This is a genomic window from Streptomyces odontomachi (assembly GCF_024435355.1).
GTDB lineage: Bacteria > Actinomycetota > Actinomycetes > Streptomycetales > Streptomycetaceae > Streptomyces > Streptomyces odontomachi.
The window spans coordinates 229,559-241,590 of sequence record NZ_JAMJWG010000016.1; the positions used below are offsets into that span (position 1 = coordinate 229,559).

The 12,032-nt window shown below is 64.7% G+C and carries 11 protein-coding genes; 4 read left to right on the forward strand and 7 right to left on the reverse strand.

What is annotated here, in order from left to right:
• The first annotated feature begins 80 nt into the window (after positions 1-80).
• Complete coding sequence (locus NQO67_RS29490; RefSeq protein WP_255953345.1) at positions 81-1,181, forward strand: DUF1152 domain-containing protein; 1,101 nt, start codon at positions 81-83, stop codon at positions 1,179-1,181.
• A gap of 362 nt (positions 1,182-1,543) precedes the next feature.
• Here the strand turns inward: NQO67_RS29490 and NQO67_RS29495 are convergent, their stop codons facing one another.
• The 5 genes from NQO67_RS29495 to NQO67_RS29515 form a co-directional block, all read right to left on the reverse strand.
• Positions 1,544-3,226, reverse strand: coding sequence for an AIPR family protein (locus NQO67_RS29495; RefSeq protein ID WP_255953346.1), 1,683 nt, complete (start codon positions 3,224-3,226; stop codon positions 1,544-1,546).
• A 418-nt stretch (positions 3,227-3,644) separates the two neighbouring features.
• A complete protein-coding gene (locus NQO67_RS29500) occupies positions 3,645-3,773 on the reverse strand; it encodes a hypothetical protein (protein WP_255953347.1) in 129 nt (42 codons plus the stop codon).
• Positions 3,774-3,874: 101 nt separating this feature from the next.
• Positions 3,875-4,135, reverse strand: a complete 261-nt coding sequence (locus NQO67_RS29505; protein WP_255953348.1) for a hypothetical protein — start codon at positions 4,133-4,135, stop codon at positions 3,875-3,877.
• A 483-nt stretch (positions 4,136-4,618) separates the two neighbouring features.
• Positions 4,619-4,981: a hypothetical protein gene (locus tag NQO67_RS29510; protein ID WP_255953349.1), complete on the reverse strand. Its 363-nt coding sequence runs from the start codon at positions 4,979-4,981 to the stop codon at positions 4,619-4,621.
• A gap of 101 nt (positions 4,982-5,082) precedes the next feature.
• On the reverse strand, positions 5,083-5,658 hold the full coding sequence (locus NQO67_RS29515) for a hypothetical protein (protein WP_255953350.1): 576 nt from the start codon (positions 5,656-5,658) through the stop codon (positions 5,083-5,085).
• A 438-nt stretch (positions 5,659-6,096) separates the two neighbouring features.
• On the opposite strand from NQO67_RS29515, the gene NQO67_RS29520 reads away from it, so the two are divergent.
• The gene (locus NQO67_RS29520; protein WP_255953351.1) at positions 6,097-6,561 is read left to right on the forward strand and encodes a GIY-YIG nuclease family protein; all 465 of its coding nucleotides are present in this window, start codon (positions 6,097-6,099) and stop codon (positions 6,559-6,561) included.
• A gap of 554 nt (positions 6,562-7,115) precedes the next feature.
• Here NQO67_RS29520 and NQO67_RS29525 read toward each other — a convergent pair.
• Complete coding sequence (locus NQO67_RS29525) at positions 7,116-8,294, reverse strand: Cmx/CmrA family chloramphenicol efflux MFS transporter (RefSeq protein WP_255953352.1); 1,179 nt, start codon at positions 8,292-8,294, stop codon at positions 7,116-7,118.
• A gap of 861 nt (positions 8,295-9,155) precedes the next feature.
• On the opposite strand from NQO67_RS29525, the gene NQO67_RS29530 reads away from it, so the two are divergent.
• Positions 9,156-9,785, forward strand: a complete 630-nt coding sequence (locus NQO67_RS29530; RefSeq protein WP_255953353.1) for a hypothetical protein — start codon at positions 9,156-9,158, stop codon at positions 9,783-9,785.
• 58 nt (positions 9,786-9,843) lie between these two features.
• On the opposite strand, the gene NQO67_RS29535 is transcribed toward NQO67_RS29530, so the two are convergent.
• The gene (locus NQO67_RS29535) at positions 9,844-11,016 is read right to left on the reverse strand and encodes an MFS transporter (RefSeq protein ID WP_255953355.1); all 1,173 of its coding nucleotides are present in this window, start codon (positions 11,014-11,016) and stop codon (positions 9,844-9,846) included.
• 383 nt (positions 11,017-11,399) lie between these two features.
• Between NQO67_RS29535 and NQO67_RS29540 the strand changes: the two genes are divergently transcribed.
• A complete protein-coding gene (locus NQO67_RS29540; protein ID WP_255953356.1) occupies positions 11,400-11,948 on the forward strand; it encodes a CGNR zinc finger domain-containing protein in 549 nt (182 codons plus the stop codon).
• The last annotated feature ends 84 nt before the right edge of the window (positions 11,949-12,032 follow it).

A 12,032-nucleotide genomic window follows, 5' to 3' on the forward strand; every position in this document is an offset into this window, starting at 1 on the left:
CCTCCCCTCCTCGCTAAGTGGCCATAGCCTCTGGCCACTATAGGATGAGTGGCTAGACCCCGACCCCGTACGCTGACCGCATGACGCGGTTGATCATCGCAGCAGGCGGAGGAGGCGACGCCGTCGCCGCCGCCATGCTCGACACCGCCCTGTACGGCGGCGCAGAAGAGACGGTCGTCTTCACGTACGCATGGGACCGCCTACTGATCGACCCGGTACCGGGCCCCCGAGGACCGGACAACTTCACCGGCCTCAAGCAGCTCACTCCGACCGTCTGGTCAGGGCCGGCTGAAGCACGCCCCATCGCCCCCGCAGGCTCCACACTCCCTCGCCTCGCCGCAGAACTCCCGCACACCTTCACGCTGATCAACCCCCGTCAGGGGGCCCAGGGCGTCACCCGTCAGCTCGACGAACTGGTGAGTCAGCTGTCGCCGGAGTCCATCGACCTCCTGGACGTCGGCGGCGACATCCTGGCCCGCGGCGACGAACCAACCCTCAAGAGCCCATTGGCCGACGCGCTCACGCTCGCAGCCTGCTGCCAGGTAAACGCGAACGTGCCTGTCCGCCTACTGGTGGCCGGCCCCGGTCTCGACGGCGAACTCCCGCTGGAAGACCTGCGCGGCATGTTCGGCTCCCTCGTCCACACGTTCACGCCGAAGGACGTGGAAGCCATCGGTTCCGTTCTGGAGTGGCACCCGTCCGAGTCAACGGGCATGCTCGCGGCCACGGCCCGGGGCGTACGGGGCACCTGCGAGATGCGCGACGCAGGCCTTCCAGTCCCACTCACCGACGAGAGCCCCACGGTCCACGAAGTCGACCTGGACGACGCGTTCAACCGCAACCAGCTGGCCCGCGCCATCGCAACGACCACCAGCCTGGACGACGTCGAGGCCCACAGCCGCGAAATCTGCGGCTACTCGGAAATCGACTACGAACGCAACAAGGCCGCATGGCTCAAAGAGCAGCCACAAGTGGAGCTGAACCCCGAAGCGGTGCTCTCCCGGCTCGACCAGTTCGAGACCGAGGCACGAGCCCGCGGCATCACTCACACGACGTTCCGCCACATCACCGAAGTCCTAGACCTCAACGGCTCACTACGCGAGGACCTGCGCCATCTCCTCATCAGCAGGCGGCCGAAGCAGTACGTGGCGCCGCTATGGCGCATCTCAGCCATCGACTGAGTTACAACCTTCTCTACGACTTCAAGGCGGCTCGCTCCGCTCACCGCGCGCGGCCCGGCCCCCGGCCGGGCCTGCGCTCCTGTCTCCGCCCCGCTCCAGCCCGGCCGGCGTCCGTGCCGCGCTCCACAGCGATCAGTCGCCTGATGTCAGAGAAGGGGTACGTCGTGGCTGGGGCGGTCGGCTCCGCGGCTTTACGGAGCCACTTTGGCGCGAGCCTCGCAGATCATGGCCCCAACGTCGTGCTTTACCGGGCAGGTCAACAGACCGCCCGACGCGCCGCAAGCTTACGGGGCCATGATCACTCGCGCCAAAGCAGCGCCACCCCAAAGCCGCTGCGCCGACCTCGTCATGTCGCTTTAATGCTATTTGAGCAGCTCAGAAAGGTACTGCTCAGTGAAATCCCGTGTACGCCCAAAGTCGCGGTTGATCTCTTGGCCGCCAGCAAGTTTGACTAGGGCGTCGACACAAGTGTGGACGGCTTCGAGATAGCGGTCGTCGTCCCACAAAAAAACATTGAAAGGCTTGCAGTCCTTCTCCGCCTTCTTGCCGACACTTTCCACTTTTTCCGGAGTGCTCGACTTAGAATAAATCGTTCGAACCCCGGCCAGAAGGTGGTATCGGGCCGGCTTTAGCTCTCGCGCAATTGCTCCACTCCTGAAGAAATGGTCAAGCTTGCAGAAAGCGTAGGCGGCGGAATAATAATATGCCTCATTGTGCGCATCGGAGAATACGTCGTTGCCCACACGGTTGCGAAGGTCCCCATAGTAACGGGCGGCCGTGTGTGGAATCCTCAGGTAGAGCGAAGCGAAAGCTTGCATCAGGTTACGGAGGGAGATAACCCGCCATGTACCGCGGACTTGAGGCGAACCCGACCACTGCAGCGAACGCCGCTCATAGTAGATGCGCTTACCGGACTCTGCTTCAAACGAGTTGAAATAGGCTTCGATCCTCTTCTGCAGATCCGAGAGGGCGAAAAGGTTCTCCTTGGTTACCTGACCTTGCTTATTAGTAGCCTTCGTGATGCTCTTAGCCACCTCGTCATCCAAAGTGACGATCAAGCGAAAGGGGACGTACACACCGTCCAGGTTTTCTCGCTCAGAGTGAAGGATGTGACTAGTTTGGCACCCATTCACAACTTGGAAGTCCACAAGGGTCATGCGATTACCCGTGGGCTTCAGGTCGTGCGCAACTACCGTGACCCCATTATTTAGGACGCAGAACCGACTACGGTCACCAGAGGCCAACGTCTGCCTGATATCCGCATTGACGTCGGTCTCGCCTAGAAAGTCGCGAACGTTGTCAAAGAAGAGAGTCTTACGGATCTCCCCTTCGTCATCAGTTACTAGTTTGATGAATTCGCTGCCAGGAAGCACCCCAAGATACGCTTCACGCACCCCTTCTACCTCAGGAAGCGTGGTTCGATTCTCGAACGTAACTGTCACCTCAAGAGCAGAATCAATAGCACGCCAGTTCCTTTGAACCTCGCTTGCCCCCCACACGTGAAAATCGACGCGCGAGAACAAGTTTGACCCAAATAGCCGCTTTCGGGTGTCCTCCATCTTTTTCACGATGGGGCCACGGTTGTTCCACGATCCAAGGGTTACATAGTAGAGGCGACATACAGGGTTCTCGCGAAATCGACTTGATTCCTCAAAGACCCTATGGAGCATCTGCTGCTGATCCTCCAGGTTGGGATGGGGAGGCTCATCTTCCGTAAGCAGAGTAATTGACGCATCCGAGAAGATGCTCAAATCGCCCAAGTCGAAATTCGCCGACGTTTTCACCTGCGTTAGTGTGATCGAGACTTCAATCGTCCCGCCGCCCGAAAGTGCGTCTTCCAGTTCTGTCATTTCGGACACGAGTTCGTTATTAACGGAGAGCGCAAACCCGTCGATTCCGAGCGTGCCATCGTCACCGCAGGAAAAATCTTCGACGCTGAACTGTTGGTCGTGGTGGCGAGAGAGGACGATGAAGTTAACGAAGCGCTCGAAGGCGACATACTCCTTCAGATGCCCAACTCCTGCGTCCTTGGCCCAACTCTCCATCAACCCACGAGTAACCCTGTCCACTGCCCCTCCGCGTCACTCCACTCGGCCCCCGCCGAGTCTGGCGATGAATATCTACCGTACTCAGGTTCCTGCACGTCCGTGTCCGCAAGCGAAGTCTTCGGGCCTGAGGCACCAGTCCGGGGCGGAGATGTGTGCCAGATCCGTGCCAGATCAGGCGGGGCCTCACGGGGAACACCGGGGAATCATGCGGCTGATCGCGAGATACTGAGACCGCTCCGCCGCTGGTCAGCCGAGCAACTGCCGACAGAAGACCAGAGCTTCCCAAGCTGATGTGGCTCGGTGCCGCCCTTGATCAGTGGGCGCTGATCGGCTTGACCCATGGCTGTGGCCCCCAGCGAGTACGACAAGGCAATGCCGATCGTGATAGCCCACTTCGCGAAGATCGAGCGGGCGGTCAGCCGGGCCCGCGCCACACACGGGAGGGCAGCTGTTCGCAACGGTCCATCAGGCCCTCGCCGAAGCACTGCAGGACGAGGGCGCCCATGGCGTCGTGCGCCAGGTCGTCGAGGAGTTGGCGCTCCAAATCTCTGGGACAGTTACCGCGCCACGCATGAGAGGCGTCCCAAACCAAGGCGCAGCCCCTGCCCAAGTTGCTTCGGGACGAGAAGGACGTGGGTTCGCGTATCAGCGTAGAGGCTTCCTGCGCAACTTGGGGAGGGGCTTGGCGGGACCGAACTGCCAGTCGAGAGGGCTGCCAGGATTCTTTTCGATCTTCAGCATGACCGACTGGGAAGCGGAGAACTTGAGGACGAGTCCAGCGCGGAACCTTCCATCTGCTTGCCTGTCCCAGACAAGATTAGTGTTTGTCTTGGCCCACACCGCTGCGTCCACGAACCGTGAGAGCAAGGGCGGTAGCTCGGCGTCCTTCTTCCTGCCCTCGTCCATCAATTCTTCCCCTATGCTCGGCACCTTGGCGATCTCAACGTCCGTACGTCTCTCGGTCCCCAGCTCACGCTTCCTAGTCTCGGCCGCGCTCGCACTCTAGGACACGAAGGACCGGAGCCGCTGACGATTCGGGCAGTTCCGCTCCACCGTGGACTTGTTCACGTTGCCGATGAGTTGGTTGCCCTCCTGGTCAGCGAGCGGGAGCCTGATAGCGAGCCTCGCTGGGCCGTGACGACGAACAGCCTGATCGTGGTGTGTTCGTCGACCCACAGCCCCGCCGTATTCCCCTCGTCCTCGGTATCACACCAGGCCAAGCCTGGTCTCTCGCGGCCTTAGCCGACGTGGTTGACATCCCCGGCTGACATCAACGACGGCATACGTGTGTACCCCGAGACGGCCACTTGTGGTCGTCCCGTCCTGGCTGTGCCACGGGTTTACTGGCCGCTGATCGCACTCCCAAAAGCGGGGTGTCGAGTGCCGTCGTCATTCCTCGCGGTGCTGAGCGAACACCTGCTGCTGCTCGTCCCGCCAACTCCAGTTGGCTGGCCTGGAGAAGGGCAAGCTTCGGGCAAGGCCGGAGAACTGGTCAGATGGCTCCCGGCTGGCCTTATTCACCACGATCGCCGAGAGCATCGGTGCTCGTCCGGCTTCGTTGTGGTGAAGACAGACATCCTTGAGTAGATAAGTCATTACCCCGCGGTGCGGCGGGATGGAGTCGAAGCCCTGTGCCGCCAACTCGGTGCTCAGTTCCCCATACGTGATGGTCTTGCCCTGCCTGGCGCGCTCCTGCAGGATCTCCACGGCCGCTTCGACTGCTGCCGGGTATTCTGGGTCCTGGATCCTCATCGCCGCTCCCCCTTATCGCGTAGACACCGTCCAGCCTGTGCCTCGTACCAGCTGAACACCAGTACGATAATGCTATAGATGGTACAGCGGCGAAAATCCGCTTAGGCATTTCTCCACGCATCGAGGAATCGCTTGCGATCTTCTTCTGTTTCCTGCAGTCGTCGGTTAGCAAGCAGGACATGCCAGGCAGTGGTCTCGGCGTCACGTAGCCACAGCTTTCCGAGGTATCGGCCGCCCGCTGCGAACGTGTTACGCTCCAGCGCTCCGCCGATCACTTCTGCTACTGCATCCCGCTGCTGGCCATCGAGCTCTTCTAGGAAGGCAAGCACGCGACCGGCAATGCCTGCTTCGTTCCCGTTAATCAGGTAGTCGAAGAATGGGCCACCCGCATTGGCCGGATCAATATTCAGCGAGGCGTCACCTCCCGTATTACCCAGAGAATTCCAAAAATCATGCCCTTCTGGAGTTCCTGGCAGAGGGAGCGCGGCAAAAAGATCGACCAGATGACCGTTGGCCGCTTGGTTGTACGAGACGTCGCAGGCTGCCGCAGCGGCGATGTTCGCAACCTGCTCGGTGTTCAGCCCTCCGTCCTCTGGCCAGTCCAATGGAGTGTTGAACCGCTGGGTGACGTGCTGGGTCAGTTCATCATCGTTGTCTAGATGTCGCTGGACGATCACAAGTTCCCCCAGTTCAGCGCCGGACGGTGCACAAGCCAGCTGCTCCGTCTGCCAGTGTGCCCAACTACGCGGCGATTCGCTTGAATTTCTGGAGAACGTCCGGAAACAGCCGGTAGCCTCTTCGGGACGACGAAGTCGTGTCAGAACCGTGGCAGATCTTGCAGGGGAGACGCGGGGAGCGGCGAGACCAAGCCACTGGCTGGTAAGTGTCATGGTCGCTGCGTCACAGATCAGTCAAATCCCCCATGGACAATCCAAGATTCCCAAGCTGACGGCTCATGGGAGCCCAGCCATGTATGCCCGAACCCGCACTGCCCCGATAGCCTGCCGTCGTAATCCTTCGCACTTGGAGGCTTCATGACAGCAGCCGCTCTCGTCAGTCCCGATCGGCTGTGGTCCGCGACAGAGGCCTTGGCACGTCCCAGTCCCGTTCCAGCGGTGGCCGGCGTCTACGGGTGGCACTTCGAGCAGGCACCTCACTCGGACCTGGCTGCCGGGCATCTGCTCTACGTCGGCATAGCTCCGCGCTATATGGCGAACCGGACCAGCACGCAGAACCTGAGGAAGCGTGTGCGGTACCACTACCGGGGCAACGCGGCCGGCTCGACCCTGCGGCTCACGCTCGGCTGCCTGCTCGGGCTCGAACTGCGCCGTGTGGGCAGCGGCAAGCGCATGACCTTCGGCAAAACAGGCGAAGCCGCCCTCAGCCAGTGGATGGCAGAAAACGCACGAGTGTGCTGGATCGAGCATGGCGAGCCCTGGGTCCTGGAGTCAGAGCTCATCTCTCAACTCGATCTGCCGCTGAACCTTGACCAGAACCGCCACAACGCGTTCCACAGCCGCCTCAAGAGCCTGCGGGCCGAAGCTCGCCAGCGGGCCCGAGAGTTGCCCATCAGCGCGTAGGCCGAGGGACCGCCCCACAGGGCGATCGGACTACACGGATGCCGCTCCCCCACCCGGCCCGGCTCGAACGGGCTGGTCCCCTCCACAATGGGCCGGCGCCTGGGGGAAGCAGCCGCCGACCGACGCGGGCCGCGTCAACCATAGGCGCAATGGCAGGTTGTCCGTGAGCGCTGGAGAGCTGCGGTACAGCAGCGAAGTACAGCAACCTCTGCAACCGCAGACAACGGCCAGTGTCCCTCGATGGCCGACTGACCAGCGCGCCGGACCTCAATGACCACTCAGCCGAGAGTTCGGGACGAAGAGGTCGTGGGTTCAAATCCCGCCACCCCGACAGCTGAAGATGTAGGTCAGGTCAGGCCCGGTTTCCAGGGATTGGAAACCGGGCCTGCTGTGTTGACCGGATGTTCTGGGGAGTGGATCATGGAATCCACTCCCCAGACCGCTCCTCAGACCGCTCCTCGCCTCTCGTAGCGGTCGAGGCTTCGTGCCGGGTGTGACGTGGGACTAGCGACGACTTCGGTGTCCCTCGGTGGTCTAGGGGGCGTTCGGATGTGTCACTGGGGCGCCTCGGTGTTCTGGCCGGCGGTGATCACGGTGCGGTGAGGGAACGCGATGAGCAGTGCGGCCGCGACCAGGAGGCCGCTTGCCCACAGGGGTCCGAGGTCGCCGACCGAGGTGTTGAGCGTGGCCGCGGCGACGAGTGGGCCGACGGCGGCGCCGGCGTTGAGTGCGGCGGTCGCGTAGGAGCCGGCCATGGTGGGGGCTGCTGCCGCCTCGTAGAGCACCCGCGTGATGAGCGTGCTGCCCAGAGCGAACGACAGGGCCCCTTGCACGAATACCAGGGCAAGCAGAGCAACCGGCTGGTAGGCCATCACGGCCAGGGCCAGCCAGCCGGTGAGTAGCAGCGGACCGCCGACTGCGAGGACCAGGCCGGGGCGCTGGTCGGACAGCCGGCCGGCGACGGTGACGCCGATCAAGGAACCGGCGCCGAAGAGCACCAGAACCACGGAGATCCACAGTTCGCCCAGCCCGGCGGTGTCGGTTATGACGGGGGCGAGGAAGGTGAAGCTTGCGAAGGTCGCCGCGTTCACCAGTGCTCCGAGCAGCATGGCCAGGAGCAGTCGCGGGGTCCTGAGCTGCGCGAGCTCCGCTCGTAGGCTCGGCGAGTCGCTCTCGTCCGTCTTCGTCCTACCCGCCGGGATTCCGGTGAGGATGCCGATCGCCGCGGGCAGGCAGAGGGTGGCGACTGCCCAGAACGTGGCCCGCCAGCCGAGGAGCGTGCCGAGTACTGCACCCCCGGGGACCCCGACGATCGTGGCCACCGTGGTGCCTGACAGCAGCACGGCCAGCGCCTGTCCCTTCTTGTCGGGCAGGACCAGCGCGACGGCGGTCGTCAGAGCTACGGCGAGGAATCCGGCGTTCGCGAGCGCCGCGACCACCCGCGTCGCGAACAGGATCGGGAAGCTTGAAGTGGCAGCGCCCACGGTGTGCGCTGTCAGGAACACCAGGACGAACCCAAGCAGGCTCGAACGTCCAGGCCGGTTACGGGCGAGTACTGCCATGAGCGGGGCACCGACGATCATGCCGATCGCGAAGGCCGATGTGAGGGTGCCGGTCGTCCCGACGGTGACGTCGAGGTCTGCGGCGATGTCCGGCAAGAGGCCGGCGAGCATGAACTCCGAGGTACCCATGGCGAAGACCGCCATGGCAAGCAGATACAGCGGGAGAGGCATCGAGTGGCTCCGGGGTGAGGAGAAGCACGAGAAGGTCATCTCGTCACCGCGGCCAACCCCTGGGGCACACTCGTCCGACCGCGCCACGCGTCGCGACGGCGGGGCTACGAGCTCAGTGGTTCAGGGGGCTGACGGCGTGACCGAAAGCCCCCGCCCTGTCCGACTCAGGACTCGACATGGCCCGCACGCTACCCGAAATCGTCGCGGAGCTTGTCGGTCCTCGGAACCGAGCCGCTCGCTCGGCGGACGTGTAGCGGTCACTCGGCGGACTTGTCCGGTATCTCAGCGTTGGCCATGAGGATGGGTAGGGGTCACGAACCGCCCCGGCGATGCCAGGTGGGTCGTCTGCGGTCGCGCGCCAGCCCGGCACAGGTCAGAGGCCCTCGCTTGATCGCGAATGGGCCTCTGAGTGTCCCTGAACTTCAATAGATACCTGAGTAGATACCTGAGTAGGCGACTAGCAACGTGACGCGACTACGCCGTTACGCAAAGCGGTGACACAAGCCGTGACACAAGCCGTGACATAAAACAGTCCCCGGAGTCCTCACCGTTGCCGTCTACCTCAGTCGTCGCTGAAGCTACGGTAGCGAGGGGCTTCGGGGGCCTGGCCAGACCCTGCGAGGATCTCTTGCCAATGGACGTCTCCACTGGCGGTGCGATTCTCCGGTTTTCTGGTCTAATGTCCAGTATGCACGCAATATGGCTCATGTCAAGAGGTGCGGGGAGGTGCGGGGAGTCCGTTTGCCATGGAGGGGTTTCCGGACGGCTACGGAGTGTAGCGATGTGCGCAACGGCGCCGTCCTCCGACCCCGGGCATCCGGGCCGCCCGCGCGCCCCTTCACCAACGCCTAGCGCCCTGTCATGAACGCAACGGCTGTCACCATCGCCCTGGCCTTCGTCAGCTATCTCGCGACCTACTTCAACAGCGTGCGGCTGTCGCAGCGGCAGGAACGGCTGTCGCGGGTGAACCGTCAGCTCAGCGACTTCTATGGGCCCCTTTTCGCGCTCGTGGAAGCCAACACCCGTATTTTCGACACGTTTATGGAGCGCACCGCGACGCGCCCTGATGGGCGATCTCCCTTTGCTGCCGGTGGAGAGCAGCCGACGAATGCAGAGCTGGCGGAGTGGCGGCTGTGGCTGAGTACGGTGTTCCTGCCGAATATCAGAGCCATGCGCGACATCGTCGTCACCAAGGCGGATCTCCTTGCCGAGTCGCAGGTACCGCAGGTCCTGCTTGAATTGAGTGCACACGTTTCGGGGTACGAAATCGCGGAGGCGAAGTGGGAGCGCGGGGACTACGCGCCGCAGCACCACCTCTCGGGTGTGCCCTACCCCAGCGAGGGGCTTGCGCGGTACGCGCGGCAGTCGTTCATCCGGCTCAAGCAGGAGCAAGGTCGGCTCTTGGGCCGCCGCGGGCGCCGTGTCGCCCAGCCCGTGGACGACGCTGCCGGTTCGGTCCGTTGGCGTCGCGTCGGGCCGCAGGCCGAGTGAAGGCGGCGTGCGCTGGGCGGTCGGCCCACCCCCGGTGACGGTGCCCACCGTCATGTAGTCAGTCACCGAGCCGGATCGGCATTACCGTGCGCAGGAACGGCACCAGCGTTGCCGCCGTGGCCACCGTGAAGACGGCGAACGCCGCCCGCAGGCCGGCCAGTTCGCCGATCAGGCCCATCAGTGCGGCGCCGATCGGCATCGCTCCCCAGCTGAACAGGCGGGACGCGGCGCTGAACCGGCCGAGCATCTCGTCCGGCACCAGACGCTGGCTGAGGGTGCGGGAGTTCACCGTCCACAGCGTGCCGCCCATTCCGCCGAGGAACGCGCCCGCCGCCACCGCCCATGTCTGCGCGGTCAGTGCCGGCAGCGCGACCATCGCCGCGGTGCCCAGCAGATCGGCGAACATCGCCCAGCCGATGCCGAGCAGCCGGTTTACGGTGGTCACGGTGAGGGCCCCGACGAGCCCTCCGACGCCGAGTGCGCTGAGCACCAGGCCGTACTCCCCGGCGCCAAGGCCCATCTCCGTCTTCGCGTACAGCGGGATCAGGGCGAGCCAGCCGCCCCAGACGCCGCAGAGCACGGTCAGGATCAGCGCGAGCGTGCGTAGCAGGTGGTGCTGCCACAGGTAGCGGACGCCCTCTGCGATCCGGGCGTTGACGGAGGCGGGAGCGGCGGCGCCGTGGTCGGCGCGGAAGCGTCCGGAGAGCAGCAGCAGGGTGAGGGCCGCCACGGCGTACGCGGCCCAGGTCGCCCCGAGTGCCAGGCCCGTACCGGCGGCCATCAGCAGGCCGCCGACGAACGGACCGGCGAACTCCTGGCACACCGTCTCGGCACCGGAGACCCAGGCGTTGGCCCGATCCCGCGCCGCGGGTGGGACGGCGGCCGGGACGATGGCGGAGCCGGCCGTTCCGGCGATCACGTCGGCCACGCCGAGGACCGCGCCGGCGGCGAACACCGGGAGCAGGGAGAGGCTGCCGGTGACGGCGGTGGTCGTGAGCCAGCCCATCGCGGCAAGCCGCATGGCGTTCGCGGCCCAGAGCAGGTGGCGCCGGTCGAGGCGGTCGACCAGGACGCCCACATGCAGGGCGATCAACAACCAGGGGGCGGTGAGGGTCAGCGAGACGGCCGTGACCTGTGCGGGGGAACTGCTGAGTTGGGCGGCGAGCAGCGGCAGGGCCATCTTCAGCACGCCGTCGGCAAGGTTGGTGGCGGCGGTGAAACCCACCAGCACGACGGTGTTGCTCCGCCCCGGCCTGGTCGGTGGGTGGTCTGGCCTGTTCGGTGGGTGGTCTGGCCTGGTCGGTGGGTGGCCTCGCCTCGTCGGCTGGCGGCCCGGCCTCGTCGGTGGGCGGTCTGGCCTCGTCGGTGGGCGGTCTGGTCGGGTCTCCTGTCGCTGTGCGGGCTCTGCTGTCGTCATCTTTATCCCCATCCCCATCCCTGGCCCCGTCCCCGTCCCTGTCTTCATCCCCGTCCCCGTTCATCTAACCGCCTATCCATTTTGGCGGTGAGGTGAGCGTGGCACGGTGACCTGCCTCGCCGCAACCGGCAAAGCAGATAGCCGGTAGAGTGTGGAAGTGGCCCCCTGAGATGGGCGACGGATCGGAGGTGGGGCGGATGCTCGAACAGCCTGCCGCGGCGGCACTGGTGGAGGCGTTCGCCAACACGGTCGACGTCGAGGAGGACAGCGACGAGATCGCCACCCCGAAGGGGCTCGCCGTCTGGCTGCACGACCGCGGACTGCGACCGGCCCGAAACGCGGTGCCGACCGCCGCCCATGCCGCCTATCTGGTCCTGCGCGCAGGTATCCGCGAGCAGCTCGGGGCGCATGTCGGCGACACCCCCGACGAGGGTCTGGTGGCGGCCGCGGACAAGGTGCTGGCCGAGCATCCCGTCCTGGTCACCGCCGACGGGACGCTGGTCACGGCACCCGGCCTGCCGGCCGAGCGGGAGCCGCTGGTGCGCCTCGCCATCGCCTGGAGCGAGCTGACGACGACCGGCGACGCGGTGCGGCTCAAGCGGTGCGCGGAGCACACCTGCGGATGGGTGTTCTGGGACGTGTCGAAGAACCGCAGCCGCCGCTGGTGCTCGATGAAGGTGTGCGGCAACCGCAACAAGTCCCGTGCGTACGCGGCCCGTACCCGTACGCGGACCTCGGCTGGGTAGACCACCCGCGCCTCACCGCACCGTCACTGCCGCTACCGTCACTGCTGCTCCCGTCGCTGCTGCTCCCGCGCCCGCCCGCTGCCA